This is a genomic window from Mucilaginibacter auburnensis (genome assembly GCF_002797815.1).
GTDB classification, from domain to species: Bacteria; Bacteroidota; Bacteroidia; order Sphingobacteriales; family Sphingobacteriaceae; genus Mucilaginibacter; species Mucilaginibacter auburnensis.
Genome location: NZ_PGFJ01000001.1, coordinates 1,710,020 through 1,735,106, shown reverse-complemented (window position 1 = coordinate 1,735,106; position 25,087 = coordinate 1,710,020). Strand labels below are relative to the sequence as shown.

The 25,087-nt window shown below is 40.9% G+C and carries 28 protein-coding genes; 13 read left to right on the top strand and 15 right to left on the bottom strand.

Annotation, left to right across the window (positions count from 1 at the left end):
• Positions 1-91: 91 nt before the first annotated feature.
• Entirely contained in the window at positions 92-1,516 is a 1,425-nt protein-coding gene (locus CLV57_RS07765; RefSeq protein ID WP_100340742.1) for an ATP-dependent DNA helicase, read from the bottom strand.
• A 64-nt stretch (positions 1,517-1,580) separates the two neighbouring features.
• Between CLV57_RS07765 and CLV57_RS07760 the strand changes: the two genes are divergently transcribed.
• Genes CLV57_RS07760 through coaD form a run of 3 tightly spaced genes read left to right on the top strand, consistent with a single transcriptional unit; the run spans position 1,581 to position 3,400 of the window.
• A complete protein-coding gene (locus CLV57_RS07760) occupies positions 1,581-2,393 on the top strand; it encodes a DUF3822 family protein (RefSeq protein WP_100340741.1) in 813 nt (270 codons plus the stop codon).
• On the top strand, positions 2,369-2,905 hold the full coding sequence (gene rsmD, locus CLV57_RS07755; RefSeq protein ID WP_100340740.1) for a 16S rRNA (guanine(966)-N(2))-methyltransferase RsmD: 537 nt from the start codon (positions 2,369-2,371) through the stop codon (positions 2,903-2,905). Before CLV57_RS07760 ends, rsmD begins: the two co-directional genes overlap by 25 nt.
• Positions 2,906-2,938: 33 nt before the next feature.
• A complete protein-coding gene (coaD, locus tag CLV57_RS07750; protein WP_100340739.1) occupies positions 2,939-3,400 on the top strand; it encodes a pantetheine-phosphate adenylyltransferase in 462 nt (153 codons plus the stop codon).
• Here coaD and CLV57_RS07745 read toward each other — a convergent pair.
• Positions 3,375-4,007, bottom strand: coding sequence for an NUDIX hydrolase (locus CLV57_RS07745; RefSeq protein WP_100340738.1), 633 nt, complete (start codon positions 4,005-4,007; stop codon positions 3,375-3,377). The two genes, coaD and CLV57_RS07745, sit on opposite strands and share 26 nt — an antisense overlap.
• Here CLV57_RS07745 and pyrE point away from each other — a divergent pair.
• From pyrE to CLV57_RS07715, 6 genes are all read left to right on the top strand, one after another.
• Positions 4,006-4,653, top strand: a complete 648-nt coding sequence (pyrE, locus tag CLV57_RS07740; RefSeq protein WP_100340737.1) for an orotate phosphoribosyltransferase — start codon at positions 4,006-4,008, stop codon at positions 4,651-4,653. The two genes, CLV57_RS07745 and pyrE, sit on opposite strands and share 2 nt — an antisense overlap.
• Before the next feature lie 6 nt (positions 4,654-4,659).
• On the top strand, positions 4,660-5,055 hold the full coding sequence (locus CLV57_RS07735; RefSeq protein ID WP_100340736.1) for an SRPBCC family protein: 396 nt from the start codon (positions 4,660-4,662) through the stop codon (positions 5,053-5,055).
• A 351-nt stretch (positions 5,056-5,406) separates the two neighbouring features.
• Positions 5,407-7,035: an ABC-F family ATP-binding cassette domain-containing protein gene (locus CLV57_RS07730; RefSeq protein ID WP_100340735.1), complete on the top strand. Its 1,629-nt coding sequence runs from the start codon at positions 5,407-5,409 to the stop codon at positions 7,033-7,035.
• Between the two features lie 5 nt (positions 7,036-7,040).
• On the top strand, positions 7,041-7,859 hold the full coding sequence (locus tag CLV57_RS07725) for a carboxypeptidase-like regulatory domain-containing protein (RefSeq protein ID WP_100340734.1): 819 nt from the start codon (positions 7,041-7,043) through the stop codon (positions 7,857-7,859).
• 67 nt (positions 7,860-7,926) lie between these two features.
• Positions 7,927-8,502 carry a C40 family peptidase gene (locus CLV57_RS07720; RefSeq protein WP_100340733.1) on the top strand — a complete coding sequence of 192 codons (576 nt, stop codon included), beginning with the start codon at positions 7,927-7,929 and terminating at the stop codon, positions 8,500-8,502.
• Between the two features lie 55 nt (positions 8,503-8,557).
• Positions 8,558-9,196, top strand: a complete 639-nt coding sequence (locus CLV57_RS07715; protein ID WP_100340732.1) for a bifunctional 4-hydroxy-2-oxoglutarate aldolase/2-dehydro-3-deoxy-phosphogluconate aldolase — start codon at positions 8,558-8,560, stop codon at positions 9,194-9,196.
• 8 nt (positions 9,197-9,204) lie between these two features.
• On the opposite strand, the gene CLV57_RS07710 is transcribed toward CLV57_RS07715, so the two are convergent.
• On the bottom strand, positions 9,205-10,452 hold the full coding sequence (locus CLV57_RS07710) for an ABC transporter permease (protein WP_100340731.1): 1,248 nt from the start codon (positions 10,450-10,452) through the stop codon (positions 9,205-9,207).
• Positions 10,453-10,709: 257 nt separating this feature from the next.
• On the opposite strand from CLV57_RS07710, the gene queA reads away from it, so the two are divergent.
• Complete coding sequence (queA, locus tag CLV57_RS07705; RefSeq protein ID WP_100340730.1) at positions 10,710-11,759, top strand: tRNA preQ1(34) S-adenosylmethionine ribosyltransferase-isomerase QueA; 1,050 nt, start codon at positions 10,710-10,712, stop codon at positions 11,757-11,759.
• A gap of 101 nt (positions 11,760-11,860) precedes the next feature.
• Positions 11,861-12,550 carry a 2-C-methyl-D-erythritol 4-phosphate cytidylyltransferase gene (locus CLV57_RS07700; protein WP_100340729.1) on the top strand — a complete coding sequence of 230 codons (690 nt, stop codon included), beginning with the start codon at positions 11,861-11,863 and terminating at the stop codon, positions 12,548-12,550.
• Here the strand turns inward: CLV57_RS07700 and CLV57_RS07695 are convergent.
• The 9 genes from CLV57_RS07695 to sppA all read right to left on the bottom strand — a co-directional run bounded on the left by CLV57_RS07695 (position 12,547) and on the right by sppA (position 20,966).
• A complete protein-coding gene (locus CLV57_RS07695) occupies positions 12,547-13,026 on the bottom strand; it encodes a SixA phosphatase family protein (protein WP_100340728.1) in 480 nt (159 codons plus the stop codon). The two genes, CLV57_RS07700 and CLV57_RS07695, sit on opposite strands and share 4 nt — an antisense overlap.
• Positions 13,027-13,034: 8 nt before the next feature.
• Positions 13,035-13,667 (bottom strand): porin family protein, encoded by a 633-nt coding sequence (locus tag CLV57_RS07690; protein WP_100340727.1) that lies wholly within the window; start codon positions 13,665-13,667, stop codon positions 13,035-13,037.
• Positions 13,667-14,695, bottom strand: coding sequence for a glycosyltransferase family 9 protein (locus CLV57_RS07685; RefSeq protein ID WP_100340726.1), 1,029 nt, complete (start codon positions 14,693-14,695; stop codon positions 13,667-13,669). Before CLV57_RS07685 ends, CLV57_RS07690 begins: the two co-directional genes overlap by 1 nt.
• A gap of 3 nt (positions 14,696-14,698) precedes the next feature.
• Positions 14,699-15,316, bottom strand: coding sequence for a DUF4254 domain-containing protein (locus tag CLV57_RS07680; protein ID WP_317044574.1), 618 nt, complete (start codon positions 15,314-15,316; stop codon positions 14,699-14,701).
• A gap of 26 nt (positions 15,317-15,342) precedes the next feature.
• Complete coding sequence (gene rfaE2, locus CLV57_RS07675) at positions 15,343-15,846, bottom strand: D-glycero-beta-D-manno-heptose 1-phosphate adenylyltransferase (RefSeq protein WP_100340725.1); 504 nt, start codon at positions 15,844-15,846, stop codon at positions 15,343-15,345.
• A 14-nt stretch (positions 15,847-15,860) separates the two neighbouring features.
• The gene (locus CLV57_RS07670) at positions 15,861-16,415 is read right to left on the bottom strand and encodes a D-sedoheptulose 7-phosphate isomerase (protein ID WP_100340724.1); all 555 of its coding nucleotides are present in this window, start codon (positions 16,413-16,415) and stop codon (positions 15,861-15,863) included.
• Positions 16,416-16,430: 15 nt separating this feature from the next.
• Complete coding sequence (rfaE1, locus tag CLV57_RS07665; RefSeq protein WP_100340723.1) at positions 16,431-17,408, bottom strand: D-glycero-beta-D-manno-heptose-7-phosphate kinase; 978 nt, start codon at positions 17,406-17,408, stop codon at positions 16,431-16,433.
• Positions 17,401-19,095, bottom strand: a complete 1,695-nt coding sequence (locus tag CLV57_RS07660) for a DNA polymerase/3'-5' exonuclease PolX (protein ID WP_100340722.1) — start codon at positions 19,093-19,095, stop codon at positions 17,401-17,403. Before CLV57_RS07660 ends, rfaE1 begins: the two co-directional genes overlap by 8 nt.
• A 104-nt stretch (positions 19,096-19,199) precedes the next feature.
• The gene (gene sppA, locus CLV57_RS07655) at positions 19,200-20,966 is read right to left on the bottom strand and encodes a signal peptide peptidase SppA (protein WP_100340721.1); all 1,767 of its coding nucleotides are present in this window, start codon (positions 20,964-20,966) and stop codon (positions 19,200-19,202) included.
• 90 nt (positions 20,967-21,056) lie between these two features.
• Between sppA and folK the strand changes: the two genes are divergently transcribed.
• A complete protein-coding gene (gene folK / locus CLV57_RS07650) occupies positions 21,057-21,536 on the top strand; it encodes a 2-amino-4-hydroxy-6-hydroxymethyldihydropteridine diphosphokinase (protein ID WP_100340720.1) in 480 nt (159 codons plus the stop codon).
• A 22-nt stretch (positions 21,537-21,558) separates the two neighbouring features.
• A complete protein-coding gene (locus CLV57_RS07645) occupies positions 21,559-21,930 on the top strand; it encodes an Hpt domain-containing protein (RefSeq protein ID WP_100340719.1) in 372 nt (123 codons plus the stop codon).
• On the opposite strand, the gene purS is transcribed toward CLV57_RS07645, so the two are convergent.
• From purS to rho, 3 genes are all read right to left on the bottom strand, one after another.
• Positions 21,927-22,181, bottom strand: coding sequence for a phosphoribosylformylglycinamidine synthase subunit PurS (gene purS / locus CLV57_RS07640; protein ID WP_100340718.1), 255 nt, complete (start codon positions 22,179-22,181; stop codon positions 21,927-21,929). The two genes, CLV57_RS07645 and purS, sit on opposite strands and share 4 nt — an antisense overlap.
• 44 nt (positions 22,182-22,225) lie before the next feature.
• The gene (pssA, locus tag CLV57_RS07635) at positions 22,226-22,957 is read right to left on the bottom strand and encodes a CDP-diacylglycerol--serine O-phosphatidyltransferase (RefSeq protein WP_100340717.1); all 732 of its coding nucleotides are present in this window, start codon (positions 22,955-22,957) and stop codon (positions 22,226-22,228) included.
• A gap of 145 nt (positions 22,958-23,102) precedes the next feature.
• Complete coding sequence (rho, locus tag CLV57_RS07630) at positions 23,103-24,716, bottom strand: transcription termination factor Rho (protein WP_100340716.1); 1,614 nt, start codon at positions 24,714-24,716, stop codon at positions 23,103-23,105.
• Between the last annotated feature and the right edge of the window lie 371 nt (positions 24,717-25,087).

Here is a 25,087-nt window from a genome sequence, read left to right as displayed (position 1 = left end):
CGTTTCACTAAAAATCAACAATCAATTAATTATCAGAAACTTACAATAAAAATCGTCTCACATCGTCTCATATATCCAAATGAGACGCATATTAAAACTCTACCGGGGTACCGAAGAACTGCTGATTAAAATTAACCAGGAACAATTCCTTTGTAGCGCGGGTACAAGCGGTATAGAACCAACGGAGAAAATCGGTATTCACCATGTCATCAGTAAGGTAACCCTGGTCAACAAACACGGCGCCCCATTGCCCACCCTGTGCCTTGTGGCACGTAACGGCATAAGCAAACTTTATCTGCAAAGCGTTATAATATGGGTTGGTTTTCAGCTCATTATGCTTAGCGCGCCGGTTAGGTATATGGTCATAATCTTTCATGGCCTCCAGGTAGAACCGTTTCTGGTCGTCAGCTGTTAATGCCGGCAATTCGGTGTAGAGCGTATCCAACAGCACTTTGCAATCCAATATCGGGTCTTCGGCATAGTCAGTGAGTTCTATTTGCACATCGGCGAACCTAAAACCATACATATCCTCAATTTTGCGCACCTTGCGTATCTTGGCAATGTCGCCATTGGCAATAAAAGCGGTACTACCCTCCTCTTTGTCCTGCAGCCAGAAGTAGTTATTCTTTACTACCATGATCTGGTCTCCCCCGGTGAGTTCTTCCTCGCGCCATAGCAAGCGGTTGCGTATCTGCATGTTGTACATATTAGCGCTCTTGTTGCTGCGGCAAACTACCAGGGTATCTTCGTGGCCATACTTGTTGTAAGCATACTCCAACCCCTCCTGCAAACGCTCACCGGTCATCCTGAAAACATCCTTATAGCCCTTGGTAGTTATTTGGGGTATCAGTTCCTTCTGTTGCCTGATAATGTTACGAACGTTGGTGACATTGTACAGTATCCCTGAATCCTTTTGCTGGCGCAACACATCCGTCAGTTCAAAAGTGTAAACGTCTAAACCGAAAGCAGACTTAACATAAGCGGCATCCAGCGCAGGGCTCTCTTCCGATCCTACCGGCGGCAGCTGGGCGGTATCGCCCACTAACATCAGTTTGCAGTTTTTCGTATTATAAACATAATTCACCAGATCATACAGCAATGAATTTCGATTACTGCCGCTTGCCTCATTGGATATCATAGACGCTTCATCAACTATAAAGAGCGTATTGTTGCCCATGTTCTCGCTCAGCATGAAGCGGTCGTCAACATCCAATGCTGTTTTTTTTCGGTAGATACGCTTATGAATAGTAAATGCCTTACGCCCGGAATAAGCCGATATTACCTTAGCAGCCCTACCGGTAGGTGCCAGCAGTACCGATTTGAAATTATAACTACGTAACGCCTTCACCAGCGCGCTCACTATGGTAGTTTTACCGGTACCGGCATAGCCGCGCAATATAAAACACTCGTCGCCCTCGTCCTTGTTTAAAAAGTCGTCAAGCATACCAAACAGTTGTAACTGTTGGTCTGTGGGCTGGTGCGGGAAGGCTTTACGGATATGCTCGGTAGTTGACACGCTACAAAAATGCTGATAAGTAGCCTAATTAAGTAATACAAAAAATATTACTTTTGTTGATAGCATGAGCGATATCAACTACAGTTTTCAGCATATTGACTTTAGCCTCTTTCAGGCGTATTACTACACGCTGGTGTTACAGGTTAGCAGCAAAAGCTTTACTTATGCCGTTTTTTATGAAGACAGGCTGATGGCGCTTGCTCCGAATTGTAACCTTAAAGAACTGGCTGAGCCAAAAGACATGGCGGATGAGCTATCTGCCAGCTTCAAAGATATTGTTGTTGGCATTGATGCTGATGCGTTTACTTTGGTACCGGTTGAACTCTATCAGCAGGAACGCGTAACCGAGTATGCCCGCTTTTTAGATGTAAAAACTGATGAGCGCGTTTTTGCGCAGCAACTGGATGCCGAGAACTTTATTGTTTATAAAACTTCTGATTACGTAGCCGCAGCAATTGAAAAGTTTGATTTTAACCGCTCCGTTTACGGTGGAAAAGGTTGGATCAATGCAATAGCTGATAAGCTTGCTTCGGATAAGGCTATATATGTAAACATTGAAGATAATGAGGCAGAGATGATGCACTTCAATGATGGAAAGATAAGGTTATATAACAAATTTAACTTCAACACTGCCGACGACCTGGTTTATAGCGTTTCGTTGGTTTTCCGGGAGACCGGCCTTGATCAAAAAGATGTGCAACTAAGTTTAAGCGGCACATCAGCTCAAATGGAAGAATACAGATCGAGGCTTACCGACTTTTTCTCACATACAGAAACCAACACACTCAAAATAGCAGAACTACCCACCGAACTTAACTCGGATAAAATACTTAAACTCTCTGCCCTGTTACTATGCGTATCATCGGAGGCACGTTAAAAGGACTGCGTTTAAATCCGCCTAAAAACTTACCGGTACGTCCCACTACCGACCTGGCAAAGGAGGCGCTTTTCAACATCCTGCAAAACCAAACTGAGTTTGACAACATTAAAGTGCTTGACCTTTTTAGCGGTACCGGCAATATTGCTTTTGAATTTGCTTCGCGCGGCGCTGAGCAGGTGACATCGGTTGATCGCAGCGTACATTGCATTCACTATATTAAAGATACCGCCAGGCAACATCAGCTCAACAATATTAAAACCTTTAAGGCTGATGTTTTTAAATACCTGCAACTAGAAACCGACAAATACAACCTGATATTTGCCGACCCGCCATACGACCTAAACAGAATTCCCGAGATTGCTAAAATAGTGTTTGAAAAAGACCTGTTATTGCCTGAAGGGCTGCTCATCATCGAACATCAATCCATGCAAAAACTAAGCGATCATCCGGCTTTTGTTGAGCAGCGCAAATACGGGCATTCATCGTTTTCTTTTTTCAGGCATCAATAAAATTCTAACTTTACCCAAAAACTTAGCTGGCACATGAAAATAGCCCTTTTTCCGGGATCATTTGACCCTGTTACCAAAGCACACGTAGACATTGTAAAACGTTCTGTTGGATTGTTTGATAAGGTTTATATTGGCATAGGCGACAACAGCTCAAAAAAAGGCTTACTATCCATAGAAAAACGCGAGCAGATGCTACGCGCCGTATTTGAAACTGAACCTAAAATTCATATTGTAGCTTACGACGGGCTAACTGTTGACTTCTGCAAAAGCATCGGTGCAACCTTTATGATCAGAGGTATACGTACCGTATCAGACTTTGAGTACGAGAAAGCAATAGCGCAAATGAACCACTCACTCGCGCCGGATATAGAGAGTATTTTTATAGTTAGCAAGCCTGGGTATTCATCCATCAGCTCAACTATTGTACGGGAAATTTTACGCTATCACGGAGATGTGAGCCAATTTATTCCTAAAGAGGCCATACCTTATCTTTAAGCAGTTCAGCCTTTTCTAAAACATCCATTATAGATGGGAAGGTATTAGCCAGTATTGGGTCAATATCATCACGTTTGAACCAGCGCACATCGGTGATCCCTTCTTCGCGCTGAGGTTTTAATTTGTTCTGACCTTTGCATTTCATGTTGTACCAGTAAGTTTTTTTCAGCACAACCTCGCCCTTGCTTACATAAACATGATAAGTTTTACAAAGCTTTTTGCCCAGTTTGTTAACCTTTATACTGCACTCCTCTTCCACCTCGCGCACCGCGGCTTCCTTAACAGTTTCGTCTTTTTCTATCTTACCTTTAGGCAGGTCCCATTTATCGTTTCTATAGATAAACAAAAAGGCCTTTTTCTCGTTTTTCACAAGTCCGCCGGCGGCTTCAATAAGTGTAACGCTTTGCCTTACACGCTTTAAAAAAGCTTTAGCGTCGGCGCATAACACAAAAAACTTATTGCTCTTATGCGCCAATATCCAGGTATAAATAATTTTCAGATCAAAGGTCTGGTTGTCAATTTGTTGGTAGCTATCCACAGCCTCAGGCAGTGATTCTGTTAGTAAGATAACTTTTTCGTTAATATAAATTCTGTATTTTTGAGCCATGTTGAATACCGGTGAAACTGAACAGCAAGTAGCAGAGTTCCTGCTGCAAATTAAAGCAATTAAATTACAACCTACTAATCCTTTTACATGGGCTTCGGGATGGAAATCGCCAATTTATTGCGATAACCGTGTTACACTTTCTCATCCAACGGTACGTACTTACATCCGTCAGCAACTATCAAAGGCTATACAGGAAAAATTTGGTTCTGTTGGCTGTATAGCAGGTGTTGCAACTGCAGGCATCCCTCAGGGTGCGTTAGTTGCCCAGGAGCTGGGCTTGCCATTTATTTACGTTCGCGCCAAACCTAAAGAGCATGGCCGCGGTAACATGATTGAGGGTGACGACAGCATGACCGGCAAACGTGTTGTAGTAATTGAAGACTTAATTTCAACCGGGCAAAGCAGCTTACAGGCCGTGCAAGCACTGCGTGATGCTGGTTATGAGGTAGCAGGACTTGCAGCCATATTTACCTACGGGTTTGATGTAGCTGCCGAAAACTTTAAAAACGCAAATTGCCCTTATATAACGCTTTCTAATTACAACGCGCTTATAAACTACGCCGAAGAACATCAATACGTTACCCGTAAGGATGTAGATATGCTTAGATCATGGAGAGACAATCCGTCTGCCTGGGGCGTTGAATAAGTAGATATGAGCACTTTTACCAGCACAGTAACATTGACGCAACCAGCCGAAAAGGTTTTTAACTTTTTGGCAGATTTTAACAATCATAAAGGTTTAATACCTGAGAATGTTACCAATTGGTCGTCAAGCTATAACGAGGCGTACTTTGAAGTGCAAAATATGTTAAAGCTTCGTTTAAAGATTTCTGAACGCCATCCGGATACCTTTATTGAAATAATTCCTGTAGAGCAACCTCCTTTTGAGATTAAACTTACATGGGAAATAAAAAGCGGTAATGATATAAGTGAAGTTACTTTTACCATTACCGCTGAATTGAATATGATGATGAAAATGATGGCGTCAGGACCGTTACAAAAATTGGCCGAACATCAAACACAAGCTTTGTCAAGCTTGCTGAAGTAACCACTATATTCTTGATTTCGATTCGCTTACCTTGCCTGCAAGTACCAATACATTGATAATTACAAGGCCTACAATTACAGCTTCCATGGTTATCATAATTTAAGTTTTAGTATTCTGTGGTTTATCGTAAGACAAATTGCGTGCCTTTAAAACAAAAACTGTTAAATAGCTGTTTTCAGTATACGTTAACAGGTTTTTTACTTTAAAGAAACATTTTGGCTGGGCAATTGCTTCCTCAAAACCCAAAATTGGTTTATAAATTGGTGTAATATTATCTACTTATACGTAATTTAAATTCAATTGGTTTAACGTTTTTTTAACTGTATTTTTGCGCCAAACATAAGGTGCAGCATGATAACGGTATCCAATTTATCTTTACGCTACGGCAAGCGTACATTATTTGAAGATGTTAACTTAAAATTTACACCCGGCAATTGTTACGGCATTATTGGCGCTAACGGGGCTGGCAAGTCAACGTTTTTAAAAATACTTTCGGGCGATATTGATCCAACAAGCGGATCTGTAAGCTTTACGCCGGGTGAGCGTATGGCCGTTTTAAGCCAGAATCACTATGCTTTTGATGATTTTACCGTATTGGAGACCGTTATGATGGGTCACAAAGAAATGTACGCGGTAATGAAAGAGAAAGACGCCATTTATTTAAAAGAAGATTTTAGTGATGCCGATGGTGAGCGCGCGGGTGAGTTAGAGAACCTTTTTGCCGAAATGGACGGATGGAATGCTGAAAGTAACGCAGCTACCCTGTTAAGCAACCTCGGTATTAAAGAAGATTTTCACTACAGCCTTGTTAAAGACCTTGATAATACACAAAAGGTACGCGTGTTATTAGCGCAGGCTTTATTTGGCAAACCAGACATACTTTTACTGGATGAGCCTACCAACGACCTTGATATACATACTGTAAGCTGGTTAGAAGATTTTTTAGCCGGGTATGAAGCCATTGTACTGGTGGTGTCGCACGATAGGCACTTCCTTGATACGGTTTGTACACACGTTGTTGACATTGACTTTGGTAAGATGACCATTTATACCGGTAACTATACGTTCTGGTATGAGTCAAGCCAGTTAGCACTTAAACAACGCGCCGATCAGAATAAAAAAGCTGAAGAGAAGGTTAAAGAGTTACAGGAATTCATCCGCCGCTTTAGCGCTAACGCATCAAAGTCAAAACAGGCAACCAGCCGTAAAAAAGCTTTGGACAAAATTAACCTGGACGAGATACAGCCATCTAACCGTAAATATCCGGGAATTATATTTAATAACCTTGGACGCGAAGCCGGAGATCAGATACTACAGGTGGAGAACCTGAGCAAATCGCTTAACGGAGAGCCGCTGTTCGCCAACATTAGCTTTATGGTTAATAAAGGCGATAAAATAGCTATCCTGTCGCAAAATAGTTTGGCAACAACTGCAATGTATAACGTTTTAACCGGTCGCGATAAAGATTTTAAAGGCGAATATAAATGGGGAGTTACCATTAACATTGCAGATATCCCGATGGATAATACTGAATACTTTGCCGGGAAAGACGACAACCTAATCGACTGGCTGCGCGAATACTCACCTGGTGAAAAAGACGATCAGTTTATCCGCGGCTTCCTGGGCCGTATGTTATTTTCGGGCGAAGAGGTGATGAAAAAAGCCACAGTACTATCAGGTGGTGAAAAAATGCGTTGCATGTTTAGCCGCATGATGCTTCAGGGGGCTAACTTGTTAATGTTTGACGAGCCTACTAACCACCTTGATCTGGAATCAATTACTGCACTGAATAATGGTATGAAAGATTTTAGGGGTACTGTATTATTTACTTCTCGAGATCATGAGTTGGTGCAAACGGTTGCTAACAGAATAATTGAAATAACTCCGGGCGGTGTTATAGACAAGCTGATGAGCTATGATGAATACATCACCAGCGATGTGGTACAAAAACAAAGAGAAGAACTTTACGCATTGGCTTAATACATATGAAAACAAGCTTTTTAGCCTTCTTAATTACCTTACTATTTTTAAATTTTGCACAGGGCCAAACCATTACCGGCCAAGTGAAAGATGCCAAAACAGGCGAAGGGCTGCCCTTTGTTAACATAGGTATTATAGGGCGTGCGGTTGGTACTGTAAGTAGTGATGCAGGTAGTTACCGCATCAACTTGAGTAACCATGTTGCAGATAGCCTAAAGTTTTCAATGATTGGATACCGCTCGCAGGTGTTTGCAGTGAAAGAACTGGTTAACCAGCAGGGTGCTTTAAACATTTCGCTGGCACCCGAAATTAAACAACTGAACGAGGTAAAAGTTACTAACCGTAAGTGGAAGACCGCTATTTTAGGTAATACCACAAAATCACAGGGAACAACTGCTGGTTTTGATAACAATGCGCTGGGCCACGAAATTGGTGCTATTATTAAAATAAAACGCTCACCCACGTGGCTTAAACAGTTCAATGCCAGCATCGTAGAGAATGTAATAACTGACTCGGTAAAGATGCGTTTGAACATTTATAGTGTGAAAGACGGCATGCCTGATCAAAACATCCTTAATCAAAATATTTTTGTGACCGTTCACAAAGGCGACAAAGCCATTAACATTAACCTTGAACCTTATAATGTAATGGTTGAGGACAAATTTTTCATCAGCCTGGAATGGATTCAAAGTGCACGCGGCCATGGCATTATGTTTTCGGCCAGCTTATTAAGCAGTGCTATAATAGCCCGCGAAACCAGTCAGGCTGCCTGGGAAAAAGTGGGCATTGCAGGTGTTGGTTTCAATGTTTTGGCAGAGTATTAAATACACAACCTAGCCTGTATTTAATTGATCGTAAAAACATTACCTCGCTTTTTATGTAATAACGCATATGAAGCTGTTCCGTTATCTTTTTGTTGCTTTAATTGCTTTTAATTCGTGCGTTGGTGATGACAAACCCGATTTTGTTTATACTAAACCTATTACACCCGACTCTACAGATGTCGCACCATTATTGCCGCAATCCGGCGACTCAACGGTAACCATACAAACAGGGGCGTTAACACCTGTAGCACTTATAAGTTATGCTGAAACCTTGAAAGGCATACCATACCTCTACGGTTCAATCGATCCAAAAAAAGGTTTTGATTGTTCGGGCTTTATTACTTACGTATTCAATCATTTTAAAGTGGCAGTACCGCGTCAGTCGATTGGATTTGCTTCCGTTAAAAGGCGAATCAACCTAAAAGACGCGAAAAGCGGCGATCTCATATTATTTACCGGAACCGACAGCACAAAAAAAGTAGTTGGGCACATGGGTATTTTAAAGGTTGACCAAGGGAAAGAAATTACCTTTTTACACTCCACATCGGGTAAAGATGATGGAGTTACAGAAACTCCGCTTAATACCTATTACCTGGGCAGGTATATGCATACCATCAGAATATTTCCGCAAAACGACAAGTAGACCTTCTATCTGAAATTGAACCTTATATATTTGCGCTGACCATCATCTCAACACAATGAAACAGCAGAGTTTTTCGGAAGAGTTATTTTTAAAAGTACCTATCATCGGCATAGTTAGAGGTATGCCGTTCAACACCATTAAAAACATTCTTTCTGTTTATGCGGATGCCGGATTAACAACCATAGAAATAACCATGAATACCAATGGCGCGACTGAAATGATAAAATTTATAGCTGAAAATTTTGGCGATAAATTAAATGTAGGTGCCGGAACCGTTTGCAACATAAACGAATTGAACGCCGCCCTGAATGCTGGCGCTCAATTTATAGTCACTCCTGTTGTTAATCAAAACGTAATTGAGAGCTGTGTTAAAAAAGATGTACCTATCTTTCCGGGTGCCTTTACCCCTACCGAAATTTATAATGCCTGGGAAATGGGCGCATACATGGTAAAAGTGTTCCCTGCTACAATGATGGGCCCGGCATACATTAAAGAAGTAAAAGCTCCGCTTAATAAAATAAAATTAGCGCCCACAGGTGGCATCACGCTTAAAAATATTGACGATTACAAAAAAGCCGGAGCTGATGGCTACGGAATGGCCGGTGCTTTGTTTGACAAAAATCTGATCGAACAGGAAAACTGGTCGGGTTTAAAAGCTCATCTGCAGCAATTTGCAGATAAGTTTAAACGGTAAAATTACGCTTAGTTTGTTCTGATGGCTTCCACCGGGTCAAGCTTGGCTGCAAACCAGGCAGGTATAATGCCGGCTAAAATGCCAATTCCAAGCGATGAGAATATACCTATCAAGATATTTTTCAGATAAAGCTTTACTGTTATATCTGCAGCAGCGGTTACGAGCAACGTTCCTCCGTACACAAACAGCAATCCCAATACTCCACCCATAAGGCAAAGTACAACAGCCTCAATTAAGAACTGTAGCATAATGAAGTAGTTCTTAGCACCTAATGATTTTTGAATACCAATGATGTTGGTACGTTCCTTAACAGAAACGAACATGATATTGGCTATACCAAAACCACCTACCAAAATAGAGAACAAACCAATAATGAAACCCACTTTCTTTATGATAGTAAACACAATGTCTAACTGTGCCGTTAGCATGGTGCTTTCATTTAAAGCAAAGTTATCGTCTTGTCCGGGTTTCAAGCTACGTATAGAGCGCATTAAACCATGTAACTCTCCTAACACCTCTTCCATTGGAATGCCGGCTTTACCCTTCACAACTACAGACGGGCCGTATTTCTCATTCTGAACATCTATTACATTTCTCGCAAAATTAAGCGGGATCAACACCTGCTTATCGCTTGATATGCCTAACATATCCTCACCCTCTTTTTTGAAAACACCAATAATGGTTACATAACGGCCCATTACTTTTATTTTCTTGCCAATGCCATTACCGCCCGGGAAAAGATTGTCGGCAATATCATGACCAATAATTGCAACCGGCGATCCTGTCCGCGATTCCATGTCGGTAAAATAGCGGCCATCCTCAAAATCAAAGTTCCAGGTTTTATTATGATCATGTGAGGTAGCATAGATCTGCGCTCCTTCAACAGAATTACTGTTATACTTAATGGTGCGGTTATCAATACTCACTTCATAAGAGATAGCTTCGGCTGTTTGGCTGCGGCGTTGTAACTCGGTAAAATCTTTAATTTTTGCTACTGGTCGCTGCATATATTTCCACCATGGAAATTGTCCGTCAGACACCCATGGCCACTTTTCAACATATACACTATTACTGCCCAACTTATCAACGCTACTTTGCAGGTTATCACGTAGGGTATCAACAGCAGAGAACACCGCTATGATAGTAAATATACCAATGGTAACCCCAAGTAATGATAACATGGTGCGCAAACGGTTTTGCCTTAATGCATCAAACGCGAACAAAAAGCTTTCCCTGAAAAGTTTTAAAAATAGCATATGTAATTACTGGACTACCTTACTCTGAATATGTTTGACAGTTTTTTAAACCGAATTTAAAAATTGCTGTTATATATTAGATGTGTTTACCGCATTGAAGTTACACCAATTAATTAAATAAACTTAAACATTTAAATCATGAATGTGTAAGTATATGTAATTAACTATGGTATAAGCTTAAACATCAAAATATAATCATTATTATCAGTAAATATATTTGTACATTTGCGCCCTGAAAATTCATATTTATATAAACAATGAAGTTATCTCAATTTAAATTCAATCTACCCGAATCACTTATAGCCCACACACCATCTGATCAGCGTGATGAGGCCCGTTTAATGGTTTTACACCGCGATTCAGGGAAAATTGAGCATAAGGTTTTTAAAGACGTGCTTGACTATTTTGATGATCAGGACGTAATGATCCTTAACAATACAAAGGTATTTCCGGCCCGTATGTACGGTAACAAAGAGAAAACCGGAGCCACTATTGAGGTTTTTCTTTTAAGAGAGTTAAACAAAGAATTACGCCTTTGGGACGTATTGGTTGATCCGGCTCGTAAAATACGCGTTGGTAATAAATTATATTTTGGCGATGACGACCTTTTAATTGCTGAGGTTGTTGATAACACCACTTCACGCGGCCGCACCATCCGCTTTTTGTTTGACGGTACCGACGAAGAGTTCCGTCGTAACGTTGAAATATTAGGCGAAACACCACTGCCAAAATACATCAAACGTAAAGCCACATCCGAAGACAAAGAGCGTTACCAAACCATTTATGCCAAGCACGAGGGTGCAGTTGCCGCCCCTACCGCTGGTTTACACTTTAGCCGCGAGTTAATGAAACGCCTTGAGCTGAAAGGTGTTGAATTTGCAGAAGTTACGCTTCACGTTGGTTTAGGCACTTTCCGCCCGGTTGAGGTAGAGGATTTGACCAAACACAAAATGGATTCGGAGCAGATCATTATTGAAGAAAAACAAGCCAATATAGTTAACCGTGCCATTGAGCGTAAAAAACGCGTTTGCGCTGTAGGCACAACCAGTATGCGTGCTATCGAGTCTGCGGTTTCTGCAAGCAAGAGTTTAAAACCAATCAACGACTGGACGAGCAAGTTTATCTTCCCTCCTTACGATTTCAGCATTGCTAACTGCATGATCACTAACTTCCACACACCTGAATCAACATTATTGATGATGATTGCAGCATTTGGCGGTTATGAAAACGTAATGAATGCTTACGAGATAGCCATAAAAGAAAAATATCGCTTTTACAGCTATGGCGATGCGATGTTAATCATATAAACAGATTCAAGATTATAGATGTAAGATTTAAGACCTTTAAATCTTACATCTATATTTTAAGTGGTGGGTGCTGTAGTCTTGACTCTTAATTCCTGAATCTCATGTCTCAAAACTACGCTATTATTGTTGCCGGTGGCTCAGGCACCCGGATGGGTACAACAGTGCCAAAGCAGTTTCTTTCGGTAAACGGTTTACCTGTTTTGATGCACACCTTGCTGGCGTTTTATAACAGCGCTTCAAAACCACATTTAATTTTAGCGTTGCCAAAGGGATTTCACGACTATTGGAAACAGTTGTGTAATACACATAATTTTAATATTGACTACATCTTGGCAACAGGCGGCGAAACCCGCTTCCAGTCTGTAAAGGCAGCTTTTGAGCTTATCTCCGATCATAATAGCTTGATAGCAGTTCATGACGCAGTTAGACCACTAATTAACAGCCAACTAATAGATGCTGCTTACCAACAGGCGGCTGAAACAGGAAACGCTATTGTAGCCGTTAAAAGTCGTGATTCCATACGTCAACTAAAAAACGGTTTATCAGCAAGTTTGAAACGCGATGAGATCTACCTGGTGCAAACACCTCAAATATTTCAATACAAACAGTTAAAGCGGGCCTATTTGCAAACCTACAGCGATGTGTTTACTGATGATGCAAGCGTAGTTGAAGCTGCAGGTTTTAAAATACACCTTATTGAGGGCGACAATCAAAACATCAAAATCACCTTCCCGGAAGACATCGCTATTGCGGAGCTGATTTTAAAAGGTCGCGAAGATGCAGGCAGTTAAATATTTTTAGGATAATCGTAATAAACAAGCTGGCCACTGTTGGCTGTTACGGCCTCCCAAATGTTGGTATCAAATTCAATAACAGCCACGGCACAGGTAGGTACATCATGCGCGGCACCGCTAAAATAATACAACAACTGACCTAAAGCCGGGTTATGCCCCACCAGTCCTATACAATCAACTTCATCAGGCAATTGCGTTACTACTTCATACAGATCGTCAACATCAGCCTCATAAATAGCTTTTATTTCTCCTGCCGCGGACAGGTCAAGATGCTGTGAAAAGATATGGGCGGTACTAATAGTTCTTAAAGCAGGGCTTGATACCAGCATCTGTGGCACGTGCTCCGTCTCTTTTAAACGCCCGGCAACCACAGCGGCATCATGTAAACCTCTTTGGGTTAGCGGTCGCTCAAAATCTTCATAACCTGTTTCATGTGTAGCTTTAGCATGCCTTATAATTATAAGTTTTTTCATAGCGATATTTATTTAATTATATATCCTAAACCTACGGTAAATATCCTGTTTTTTACGGTACTTGTGCCGGTGGCTTGTTGAGGCTCTGAAGCAATATTATTTAAGCCTAAAGAATATCCAACATTAAAAACCAGCTTATTTCTTAGCTCAAAGCCGGTAGAAAAAGAAAGTCCTGTATCAAAACGCTTCGCATCGTTGTCTTTACCATACCGCACAACATCGAATGTATTACTTCCGGGCGTTTCAAAATCAAGCCGTCCTTTCAATCCCATAGCTGCATACCCACCTGCCCCTATAAAAAACCAACCGGTGTTAGGTATATTAAACTTTTTAAGCACGCTAACTGGCAACTCAATATAAGTTAAACGGGTGGTAGTAGTAAGGGCATCATCATATACAATTGAGCCCTTATTGGTTATTCCTAAAGATGCACTTAACCAAAAATCATTGTTTAGCGGAGCTTGAGCAAAACCATAAATGTTAAACGTTTTAACACTACCGCCTGTTACTCTAACTGAAGTACTTTTAACCTGCTGGTAAGCAAAACCACCGGCAACCCTCACACCATACAATATCTGGGCGTTTAAGGTTGTACAGCCTAATAATATGAAAAATGCTAAAAACGATAAGCGCTTTGCCATTATACAAATTTGAGCAATTTATTTACAATTACATCGGGCATTATGTTATGCATGCAGGCGTAATCTTTACGAAAACAAGGTTTATTACCATATATAGAGCATGGGCGACATTCTAAATCATCAGCAACAATATTCTCTTCGGACTGGCCATAGCCTAAAAAACCGGCAAAGTGATGGGTTGCTCCCCAAACAGACACTGCAGGCACCCCGCATAAAGAGGCTAAATGCATACCTGCAGAATCCATACTCAGCATAACGTTTAAATTACTTATCAACTGCAACTCCAGTTGCATATTTAAACGGTTTACCGTTGATATTACATTAGTAAAATCTTTTTCCCACTGCTCACAGATCTCTTTTTCGCGCGGCGATCCACCGAACAGAAACACTTTAACCTGACATTGCTGCAACAGTCGCAGCACCGTTTCCATTTTTTCGGGAGGATATATTTTGCCAACATGTTGGGCAAAGGGCGCAACGCCTATCCAGGCCATTTGTTTCTCTCCGAATAACTCTTTTACTGCTGTAGGTAATGACTGTTCTGACCTGATAAGCTGATTGTCTAAAACAACGGGGAAGCCCAGTTCAGTAAACACATCCGCGTAACGCTGAACGGTTCGCTTTAAGGGTTTTAAAACCTTATCAGGAAAACGGGTAAGTAATTTCTTCTCGTTTCGGCCTTTATCAACCTGCTTTACGCGTACACCCGAAAATTTAAACAAAAAGCCCAGGATATTTGACCGAAGGTTGTTATGTAAATCGGCAACGGCGGCATATTTACCTTGGGCTTTTAGTTGTTTGCTTAATTTTAAGATTCCCGGAAAATCCTTATGCTCGCCATTCAAATCAACAGCGAAGTAATTAAGCCTTGGAATATCAGCAAAAAACTGCCTGAAGCCGGCACGTGAAACAAATGTTACAACGACATCCGGATGCTGGTTTAATAAAGCCTTAATAACAGGCACGGTCATGGCAACGTCGCCCATTGCCGAAAAACGCATCACCAGTATGTGCCTGGGGGTACTCATTTATTATTTTTTGTAAAGCACGGGGTTGAGATCAGGGTCATTGTACATCTTCATTTGCCTGTACACCTTCATATACTTATCCCCTTTTTCTATATCCTCCAACAACTCATCAATAGCTAACGAAAGGTCTTCGCGCTGTTGCAACAAAATGTCAAGCTTAGTGGTATTCTTTTCACGTTGTTCTTCGCTAATATCCGTACGCTCGGCTTGCTCGCGCATGTGGTATATTTTAAGTTGTAATATTGAAAGACGGTCTATTGCTCCGGCCGGGCTTTCGGTATTGAACCTGGCAGACTCTTTAGGTTGGATGTTTTGATATTTGGTGTAAAAATAGTCATCTATAACCTCTACAATATCGGTACGATCCTGGTTTGATTTATCTATGCGTCGTTTCCATTGAACGGCGGCCCCTGGTTCAATTGACGGATTGCGTATTTCATCCTCCATATGCCATTGCGCTGTATCTATCCAGCATTTGTCATACAAAAGGTTTTCTAAAGTACCTGTTTGGAAAGGATTTTGAGGGACCAGGTCAATATCATTAAACTGATGATAGTCTGTAATAACCTGTTCAAATATTTTGTTGCAGTTTTGGCTAACCATAATTAATAGCAAAGCCAAAGATAAACATTTAAGTTAACTGCGCTTTAGCTTAAGTTACCTTTGATTTTTTGTATGATAGATGTAGAAGAAAATCCATCAACAAAATCAATAGTTTTCACCTCACCGCCGTTAGCTAAAACCTCTTTTGCGCCAACAATTTTGTCAATGGTATAGTCGGCGCCTTTAACTAAAATATCGGGTTGTAACTCTGTTATGAGGTTGAGGGGCGTGTCATCATCAAACAACACAATAGCATCTACAAAAAACAGGGCAGCCAGTAGTAGTGCACGACTATTCTGATCATTAACTGGCCGTTCAGGACCCTTTAGGCGCTTTACAGAACTATCGGTATTCAAACCAATTATCAATCTTTCACCTAACTCAGCAGCCTTTGTGAGGTAAGTAATATGGCCGGTATGTAGCAGGTCAAACACACCGTTACTAAAAACAACCTTCTCACCCTGAAATTTCCACATGGCTATCTTCCGTTTTAAGGAAGCTATATCAGTTATTTTATTAAGTAGAGTATGTTCTAACTGAGTTCTCATAGATAGATATAATATTAAAAAAGATCGTCAACCGACTTGCAAAGAATATGACCAATGGTAATGTGCATTTCCTGAATACGTGCTGTAACGTCAGATGGGATAACAATATTCAGATCACATAGTTCATTCATTTTTCCACCATCTCGACCGGATAAACCCAATGTAGCACAACCTACTTCCTGAGCGGATTTGAATGCATTCAAAATACCCTCGCTGTTACCACTGGTTGATATACCTATAAAAAGATCTTCGGGACGAGCCAAAGCCTCTACCTGACGGGAAAAAACATAGGCATATCCATAATCATTAGCAATTGAAGTAAGTGCAGATGTATCTGTTGTTAATGCAATGCCCGGCAGCGCTTTTCTTTCCTTTAAAAACCTGCCGCTTAACTCCGCCGCAATATGTTGCGCATCTGCCGCGCTGCCACCATTGCCCGCAATGAGCACTTTACCACCGTTTGAAATGGTATTATTAACCATATTACAGGCCTTCTCAATATCAGGCACTAAACTATCAATAACTTTTTCAAGGGTTTGCAAATGCTCCCAAAGTTGCGCTGTTATCATATTCAAAACCAAAGGCTATTCAGCCATATCATTTAATATTTCGTCAATTGTTGTTGAGGCACTTCCAACACGCCTTATCACAATAGCGGCGGCATGGTTAGCTAACTCGCAAGCCTCTTCAACATCAAAGCCCAAAGCTAAGAAATATGCAATTACGGCAAGTACTGTATCACCAGCTCCGGTAACATCAAAAACTTCGGTAGCTTTAACGGGCAATAATTTATAAGCAAGCTCGCTCAATATTACCATACCCTCTTCTGATAAGGTTATAACCAGGTAATCTGTTTGCGTTTGATCAAAAATAATTTTAGCCGCTTGTTGCAGGTCATCAATTCCTTTTATTTTTTCAAACTTGGCGGCCTCGGTCAACTCTTTTCGGTTGGGCTTGATAAGGTAAGCGCCATTGTACTTAGCATAATTCAAACCTTTAGGATCAACCACTACCCTTTTACCTTTAGCTTTTGCAACGTCAAGTAATTTTTGCGTAAGTGTATGCGAAAACAAGCCTTTGTTGTAATCCGAGAAGATCACTATATCTGCTTTTTCTATGCTTCCGCTTAATTTATTAACCAGCTCATTTTCCAGGTCAGCATCAACAGCATCGGTAATTTCCCTGTCAACCCTAACCAACTGATGGCTCCCTGCCATTACGCGGGTTTTAACCGTGGTAGGTCGTTTACTATCCGTAACAATACAATCCGTCAGTATGCTTTCTGCGTTTAATATATCCTTTAACTGAGCGCCCGAGACATCGTCTCCAACAATACCTGCTAATTCAACCTTTGCACCCAATGATATTAAGTTCTGTGCTACGTTTGCTGCACCACCCAACGTAACAGTTTCATTTTTTACATTTACCACAGGCACAGGTGCCTCCGGAGAAAGCCTGGTTGCACTGCCAAATATATAATGATCAACCATCAGGTCGCCTATTACCAAAATGGTAGGTACCTGCTTAGTATTGCGTACCTTAAGTACTTTTTCTTTAAGCATTTATTGCGGATTCGGTTAATATTTTAGTTTTAAAGAATTGCGTTATTTCAGGCAAAGAAAGTGCATTCAAACACCTTTCTTTATATAACCCGCCTTTACGGGCAGCCAATACCCCGTAATGCATGTCGTTGAAACCCTCATTACGGTGAGCATCAGGATTAATAGACAACCAAACGCCTTTATCAAGGGCATACTGGTGCCAGCGCCAGTCAAGATCAAGACGCAACGGGTTGGAGTTTACTTCAATAACCACGTTGTTGGCTGCACAAGCATCAATAACTTTTTTGTAGTTGATGGGATATCCGCCACGTGCCAACAAAAGCCGCCCGGTTGGATGCCCCAATATGGTTGTATACGGATTTTCAATTGCCTTGATTAAACGGGCAGTAGCTTTTTCTTCATCCATTTTCATATTTGAGTGGATGGATGCCACAATAAAATCAAAACGTTTTAATATATCTTCCGGATAATCTAACGATCCATCGCTCAGAATATCCGATTCAATGCCTTTAAATATTTGGAACCCCGTTTGTGTTTTATTAAAATGTTCTATCTCCTCGTGCTGCTGCAATACGCGCTCGATGCTTAGGCCCTTAGCATACACCGCAGTCTTGCTGTGATCTGATATCCCTAAATACTCCAGCTTTAAGGTATCACGACAATAAGCAGCCATTTCCTGTAGCGTGTTTACGCCATCGCTCCAGTTACTGTGGTTATGCAATGAACCTTTCAGGTCAGCAAAAGTAATTAACGTTGGCAACTTGTCAGCAGCGGCCTTTTCAATAAAGGTTTTGCCTTCCCGCAACTCCGGCTGAATGTAGGTTAAGCCTGATTTTTGGTAGATCAGTAGTTCGCTTTCCGGTTGGTCTGATTCTTCTACCTCCAGCTCTGTTACTGCTTTAACATGCTCATCGTCTCCGGTTTTAATGAAGAGCGTTGTGTAAAAATAGCGCCTCTCCACCACGTATATCTTAACTTTAAGACCGGAGGCCGTTACAGCGTTAATGCAATCGCCCTCACGCTCAATATTGCTAAGTAAAGATAAAGTTAATAAAGTACCGGCTGCTACCTCCACATCACGTGTGCCTACAACAATTACCAATTCGTTGATGATCTCGCATTTGCGCCTGTATTCTCCGGCAAATTCGATAAGGTTATTAGCAAAAATACTTTTTAGTTCATCCATCAGCATTTTAGCTTCTGGCTCAACTTGCGCGTACAGGAATTTGCCATGGCTGGCCATAACAAACTCAATCACCTTTAATATATCTTGTTGGGTTTTTAAACCGAAACCTTTTGCTTCTATCAGGCGGTTCTCATTGCAGGCGTAAAATAGCTCACCAACCGTTTCAATACCCATATTGCGCCATATAGCTGCAACTTTTTTTGGACCGATGCCTTTTATACCCATCATTTCAACTACTCCCGGTGGAGTGTTATTGATCAGGGTATCCATTTCGGCTATGGTGCCTGTCTGTAATAACTCGGCTATCTTTCCGGCTAAGCTTTTGCCTATGCCATCAATTTTTTCCACTTCAGTTGGATCTTTCTCAGCCAGTTTAAAAGGCAGCTTATCCACTTTAAAGGCGGCGTTAGCAACCGATTTTATTTTGAAAGGATTTTCATCGTGCAGTTCCATCAACTGCGAAAGCAATCGAAGTTTACGTGCTATGGCTTTGTTTTCCATAATTTAGCTGAGAGCGGTAAAAGTACAAAAGCTGCCGCTTACTTCATAGTACTAACAAGCAGGGCAATTGTTTGTTGCAACACTTGTTAAAAAACTAACGTAAGCTACTTTATTTCAACGCTATAAAGCATACGGGCCTGCGGAACACGCATCATTTGCGTAACGCCCTTTATTTGTTTGTAGATACTGTATTGCTCGCCTAACTCTGCTTTAACAGCGTTTTCGCGCACACTTGCACTCAGGCTGGAGCTAAGACTACTTAGTACGTTTTTTTGTTCAGGATAATCAACCACCCGGTATTTTTTCAACTTAGCCATTTTTGCGGCAGATTTTACTGCATCATTAATACTACCCAAACGGTCAACCAAACCTATTTTCAAAGCCTGGCTTCCGGTCCACACCCTGCCCTGGCCAATGCTGTCAATATACGCGCGCGTTTTATGGCGGCCGTCGGCTACGGCTTTGGTAAAATCATAGTACCCCCTGTTAACCTGTGCCTGTAAAATTGCCCTTTCGTCAGCAGTAAGCGGACGATCAACCGAGCCCATATCTGCGTACTTTCCTGTTTTTACATTATCAAAAGTTACTCCCAATTTATCATTAAACAGCTTTTGCATATTAGGCAATACGGCAAATATGCCAATTGAGCCCGTTACAGTATTAGGTTGCGCGTAAATAGAATCGGCTGCACAGGCAATATAATAGCCGCCTGACGCTGCCATATCACCCATTGAAACAATAACAGGTTTTACTTTGCGTGTTAACATTACCTCACGCCAGATAACATCTGATGCCAGGGAACTGCCACCGGGAGAATTAACCCTCAACACAACAGCTTTAACCTTATCATCCAAACGGACTTTGCGCAAGGCCTTCGACAAGGTTTCTGAACCAATGGTATTGTCATTACCCTCACCACCGGAAATTTCCCCTGAAGCATAAACCATCGCTATACGGTTGGTAGAAGTTTCGGTGTCTTTATCGGTTTCTGCCGCGTTGGTATAATCGCCCAGATCAACTGAGCTTAAATCTGATTTATCACCGGTGCCTGTACGTTTTTTAAGTTCTGCTATTATTTCGTCTTTGTATTTAAGGCCATCAACCAAACGATATTTAACAACATCTTCCGGCTCTCTGATTGTAAGGTTATCAGCATACTTAAATAGTGAGTCTTTATTGATGCCACGGCTTTTAGCTATACCTGATAGATAATGATCATATAAAGAGCCAACGTATGATGTAACCTGCAGGCGGTTGGCATCACTCATTTTAGTTAAAACATAAGGCTCAACAGCGCTTTTAAATGTACCTACTTTTATTACCTGAACTTCAATACCCAACTTATCCAATGCTCCTTTCAGAAAAGTAACATCAGAATTAAAGCCATCAAATTCAACCATACCTTTAGGGTTAAGGTAAACTTTGTCGGCTACCGATGCCAGGTAGTAAAATCCTTTGGTATAAACCTCGCTATATGCAATGATAAATTTACCCGATTTTTTGAAGTCGATAAGCGCATTGCGTATTTCCTCGGTGGTGGCCTGCCCCGAACTCATATAGCTTTCATCAAGGAAAATTCCTTTTATGTTATCATCCGTTTTAGCTTTTTTAATATTGGCCAGTATATCCTTTAAACCTATAGCCTTGTCGCTGCCCAAGCCTAAAAAATCCAGTCCGCCTAATGGATTATCAGGGGTGCGTTCTTCTATTGTTTTTTGAAGTGATATGTAAAGTATTGAGTTAGCGTCAACAGTAACTGTTTTCTCTCCACCTGCTGAAGCAATGATGCCTACCAAAATAAAGAACAGGATGACGAAAGAAATTACTATACCGAAAATTGTTGCTAATACAAACTTGAAAAATTGCTTCATTTAATATTATTAATATATCTATGCAAACTTAATAAAAGGCAAGTTACTAAATCATTATTAAGAGCGGAGCCAACTATATTTGTTACAACAATGAATAACGTTTTTTTATTACTGGGAAGCAACCTTGGCCAAAGGGAACTGCTGCTGCAACAGGCCATTACTCAAATAGCTTTGCAGGTTGGTGAGGTTACGCAACAGTCATCTGTATACGAAACTCAATCATGGGGGCGTGAAAATGAACCCGACTACCTCAATCAGGTAATTACCGCAAAAACCAAAATGCCTGCAAATACCGTACTTAACCAAATATTGGAGATAGAGCTGCAATTAGGGCGCAAACGTTTTGAAAAATGGGGATCAAGATTGATTGATATAGATATATTGTTTTTTAATAATGATATTATTGAACAGGATAACCTTACCATCCCCCACCCACAGCTACAAAAACGTAGGTTCACGTTAGAACCACTTGCCGAAATAGCGCCCAACTTTATGCATCCGGTACTTAACAAAACTATAGTGGCGTTGAAAAACGAGCTCAACGACGATTTGGTAGTAAAAAAATTATAATTTTGCTCAGTTAAACTTTATTATGCCAGAAATTCAACCCGGACCAGACCTTGATCTTTCATTACTAAACGAAATTGCTGACGGTAGCACCGAGTTTATAGTTGATTCTATTGATATGTTTTTGCAACAAACACCAGAGTCAATTCAACAGGTTGATGATGCCATGAACGCTAAAGACTGGGCTACGGCTGGTTCTGCTGCTCATAAAATGAAATCAACATTAGGATTTTTTGGCATGTTAGAAAGCCAGGCACTGGTGCAACAAGTTGAGTTAAGCTGCAAAAAAGGCGCGCCTGATGAAGCCGAGGTTAGGGGAACATTTAATCAGGTTAAGGACAACATAGCCCAAAACATAGAAAAACTATTAAAATTTAAAGAAGAAGCAGGTGTTTAAACCTGCTCTATTTTGAAGCTGTAGCTTTCCATAATTAAGTTGGCCAGCAAGTTTTTACATGCCTGTTCAACTTTCTCGCTTGCTACCTGCTCGCTCTCGGCTTCAATTTGTAAAGAGATGTGTTTGCCAATGCGTATATTCTGAATTTCTGATAAACCTAAGTTTTTCATACTTCCGGTTACAGCTTTACCTTGTGGGTCAAGAATTTCTTTTTTTGGCATTACATCTATTTCAGCCTGGAACGTTTTCATTGATTTATGTGTTTTAAATGGTAATGAGGTATTATAAGCTATAATTATTTTTTTGAGCTTACAATACGATCATTTGCAAATTTGAATTGAATTATTGACAAAGTGATGTAAAAAAATATCACCACCGGAACAGCCACAAATTTAAAAAATAGTATCAATATTGCCGAAAACAGCAGCAATAAATAACGGTAAATATTCCTTTGAAAATCGCGATTCTTAAATTTTAGCGACATTAGCGGCATTTCCGCTACGAGCAAACCACTCATCACCACCACAAAAACCGCTAAGCCATAAGGGTTTAAAATATACCTTGACAGCGTAGGATATTGGTCAATTATAAGCGGGAAGGATGCTATTAAAATGGCGTTAGCCGGTGTTGGTAAGCCTATAAATATTTCGGCCTGGCGGGTATCAGTATTAAATTTGGCTAACCTTAAAGCCGAAAAAACGGGTATTAAAAAGGCCGAGAAGTTTAAAAAGGTACTCACTTTATCAATTTGCGGTGCCTGTAAAAACAGCTGATAAAGTATGATGGAAGGCAGCACGCCAAAGCTAACCATATCGGCCAGCGAATCAAGGTCTTTACCTATGGTAGAGAAGGATTTTAACACCCGGGAGGCAAAGCCATCAAAAAAATCAAATATGGCTGCAAGGAATATGGCATAAGCAGCCCCTAACAAGTTCTCCTGAAAAGCAAACACTATCCCCACACAACCACTAAACAAATTGGCACAGGTGATAAAATTAGGAATGTGTTTTCTTACTCTTCTCCTCATTGCTGGCGCTAAGCTACGGCTAATACCTTAATTCTGTGTTAAATTATTGATAGTTGATTAGAGATTGGTTGATTAGTTTCTTCTTTATGTATTTCACTAATCTCCAGTCTAATCTCTAATCAACTAATCTCTAACCCCAAAACTATTAAGAATTCATCGAAATAAGGAACTCTTCATTAGATTTTGTGCCCCTTATCTGACTTTGTAAAAATTCCATAGCCTCTAACGAGTTCATATCGGCCAGGTGATTACGCAAAATCCAGATGCGTTGCAGGGTATCGCGGTCTAATAACAGATCGTCTCTACGTGTGCTTGATGCGGTAATATCTATAGCAGGGAAAATACGTTTGTTTGAAAGTTTTCTATCCAGTTGCAGCTCCATGTTACCGGTACCTTTAAACTCTTCAAAAATAACCTCATCCATTTTTGAGCCTGTTTCGGTAAGGGCCGTTGCTATAATGGTTAATGAACCGCCATCCTCAATGTTACGGGCCGCACCAAAAAAGCGTTTAGGCTTGTGTAACGCGTTGGCATCAACACCACCCGACAATATTTTACCAGATGCCGGGGCAACTGTATTGTATGCACGGGCCAAACGGGTAATGGAGTCTAACAGTATAACCACATCATGACCGCACTCAACCATACGTTTAGCTTTTTCTAAAACTATATTGGCTATTTTTACGTGACGCTCGGCAGGCTCATCAAATGTTGATGATACAACCTCGGCACGTACGCTGCGAGCCATATCGGTAACCTCCTCAGGACGCTCGTCAATCAGTAATATAATTAAATATACTTCCGGATGGTTTTTGGCTATGGCGTTGGCCACATCCTTTAACAACATGGTTTTACCTGTTTTAGGCTGCGCCACAATTAAACCACGCTGACCTTTACCTATTGGTGAGAACAGGTCCATTATACGGGTTGAATAATTACCACCGTCAGTAAATAAATTTAAACGCTCTGACGGGAACAACGGAGTTAAGTGGTCAAACGGAACCCTATCGCGCACCTCGGCTGGTATACGGCCGTTAATGGCTTCTACCCTAACTAACGGGAAGTATTTCTCGCCCTCTTTTGGCGGACGGATGCTACCGCGTACGGTATCGCCTGTTTTTAGGCCAAATAGTTTTATTTGCGACTGTGATACGTAAATATCATCAGGAGAGGTTAAGTAGTTATAGTCTGACGAGCGAAGGAAACCATAACCATCAGGCATAATTTCTAATACCCCCTCGTTAACAATAACGTTGTCAAAATCAAGGTTAATGGCCGGCTCTTGCTGCTGTTGTTGCTTAGGCTGGTTGTTAGGCCTGCGCTCACGCTCAAACTTTTGCGGGCGGCTCTCTGTGTTTGCTCCGGCTGCAACAGGGGCCGGTGTTTCCTCTTCGCTAACAACCGGTGCTGCTTCTGTTGCTGTTTCTTCATCATCATGAGCAGCCGGTTCTTCTTCAACGTCAAACAAACTGGCATCATCTAAAGGAACTTCAACTTTAGGTTTTGTTGCACCTTTTACCACGCGGTTACGTTTGCGTGGTTTATCGCCTGCTTCATCGGCAGGGGCATTTATGGGTTTGTAGTTATCTTCTACTATTGCTTGCTGTTGGCGGGCTGCTTCAATAAGCTGCTCCATTTCAACAATGCCAGATATTAATTGCGGTTTACGTAGTTCGTCAGCATCGGGAATGCCTAAACTCTTTGCAATTTCGCGTAGCTCAGACACGAGCTTATCGTTCAATTCGGTTTTATCAAACATATATGAATTACTTCAAAAGGGGATTCTTGTTGTGTGTGTGTTGTATGTGTAAGCGTTATGTATACGCATTTTTTGGCTATAAGAGCTTATTTTTGCTTAAATCTCCCGTTAACCGAAGGTTAGCGGAATAGTCAATTACTTAAGAAATTTAATCTGCAGCTTGTTTTTCAACATTTAAACCCGGACAAATTATTAACTATAAAACGTGGGATTTAAAATTTGTTTCTTTAGTGCAAGAAAAATTCAGGAAAACAGTGCAATTGTAATTAATAATTTTTATAAAACAAACTTTTTGAAAAAAAATGTACAATGCAATAACACTTAGCCTATTTTTTAGTTTTTTTGGCCTTCAATAATTTAAATTTCCTGTT

Excerpts from the sequence above, each read along its gene's own strand:
- CLV57_RS07760 (WP_100340741.1), top strand. The coding sequence starts at position 1,581 with ATGAGCGATATCAACTACAGTTTTCAGCATATTGACTTTAGCCTCTTT.
- rsmD (WP_100340740.1), top strand. The coding sequence starts at position 2,369 with ATGCGTATCATCGGAGGCACGTTAAAAGGACTGCGTTTAAATCCGCCT.
- coaD (WP_100340739.1), top strand. The coding sequence starts at position 2,939 with ATGAAAATAGCCCTTTTTCCGGGATCATTTGACCCTGTTACCAAAGCA.
- pyrE (WP_100340737.1), top strand. The coding sequence starts at position 4,006 with ATGTTGAATACCGGTGAAACTGAACAGCAAGTAGCAGAGTTCCTGCTG.
- CLV57_RS07745 (WP_100340738.1), bottom strand. The coding sequence starts at position 4,007 with ATGGCTCAAAAATACAGAATTTATATTAACGAAAAAGTTATCTTACTA.
- CLV57_RS07735 (WP_100340736.1), top strand. The coding sequence starts at position 4,660 with ATGAGCACTTTTACCAGCACAGTAACATTGACGCAACCAGCCGAAAAG.
- CLV57_RS07730 (WP_100340735.1), top strand. The coding sequence starts at position 5,407 with ATGATAACGGTATCCAATTTATCTTTACGCTACGGCAAGCGTACATTA.
- CLV57_RS07725 (WP_100340734.1), top strand. The coding sequence starts at position 7,041 with ATGAAAACAAGCTTTTTAGCCTTCTTAATTACCTTACTATTTTTAAAT.
- CLV57_RS07720 (WP_100340733.1), top strand. The coding sequence starts at position 7,927 with ATGAAGCTGTTCCGTTATCTTTTTGTTGCTTTAATTGCTTTTAATTCG.
- CLV57_RS07715 (WP_100340732.1), top strand. The coding sequence starts at position 8,558 with ATGAAACAGCAGAGTTTTTCGGAAGAGTTATTTTTAAAAGTACCTATC.
- CLV57_RS07710 (WP_100340731.1), bottom strand. The coding sequence starts at position 10,452 with ATGCTATTTTTAAAACTTTTCAGGGAAAGCTTTTTGTTCGCGTTTGAT.
- queA (WP_100340730.1), top strand. The coding sequence starts at position 10,710 with ATGAAGTTATCTCAATTTAAATTCAATCTACCCGAATCACTTATAGCC.
- CLV57_RS07700 (WP_100340729.1), top strand. The coding sequence starts at position 11,861 with ATGTCTCAAAACTACGCTATTATTGTTGCCGGTGGCTCAGGCACCCGG.
- CLV57_RS07695 (WP_100340728.1), bottom strand. The coding sequence starts at position 13,026 with ATGAAAAAACTTATAATTATAAGGCATGCTAAAGCTACACATGAAACA.
- CLV57_RS07690 (WP_100340727.1), bottom strand. The coding sequence starts at position 13,667 with ATGGCAAAGCGCTTATCGTTTTTAGCATTTTTCATATTATTAGGCTGT.
- CLV57_RS07685 (WP_100340726.1), bottom strand. The coding sequence starts at position 14,695 with ATGAGTACCCCCAGGCACATACTGGTGATGCGTTTTTCGGCAATGGGC.
- rfaE2 (WP_100340725.1), bottom strand. The coding sequence starts at position 15,846 with ATGAGAACTCAGTTAGAACATACTCTACTTAATAAAATAACTGATATA.
- CLV57_RS07670 (WP_100340724.1), bottom strand. The coding sequence starts at position 16,415 with ATGATAACAGCGCAACTTTGGGAGCATTTGCAAACCCTTGAAAAAGTT.
- rfaE1 (WP_100340723.1), bottom strand. The coding sequence starts at position 17,408 with ATGCTTAAAGAAAAAGTACTTAAGGTACGCAATACTAAGCAGGTACCT.
- CLV57_RS07660 (WP_100340722.1), bottom strand. The coding sequence starts at position 19,095 with ATGGAAAACAAAGCCATAGCACGTAAACTTCGATTGCTTTCGCAGTTG.
- sppA (WP_100340721.1), bottom strand. The coding sequence starts at position 20,966 with ATGAAGCAATTTTTCAAGTTTGTATTAGCAACAATTTTCGGTATAGTA.
- folK (WP_100340720.1), top strand. The coding sequence starts at position 21,057 with ATGAATAACGTTTTTTTATTACTGGGAAGCAACCTTGGCCAAAGGGAA.
- CLV57_RS07645 (WP_100340719.1), top strand. The coding sequence starts at position 21,559 with ATGCCAGAAATTCAACCCGGACCAGACCTTGATCTTTCATTACTAAAC.
- purS (WP_100340718.1), bottom strand. The coding sequence starts at position 22,181 with ATGAAAACGTTCCAGGCTGAAATAGATGTAATGCCAAAAAAAGAAATT.
- pssA (WP_100340717.1), bottom strand. The coding sequence starts at position 22,957 with ATGAGGAGAAGAGTAAGAAAACACATTCCTAATTTTATCACCTGTGCC.
- rho (WP_100340716.1), bottom strand. The coding sequence starts at position 24,716 with ATGTTTGATAAAACCGAATTGAACGATAAGCTCGTGTCTGAGCTACGC.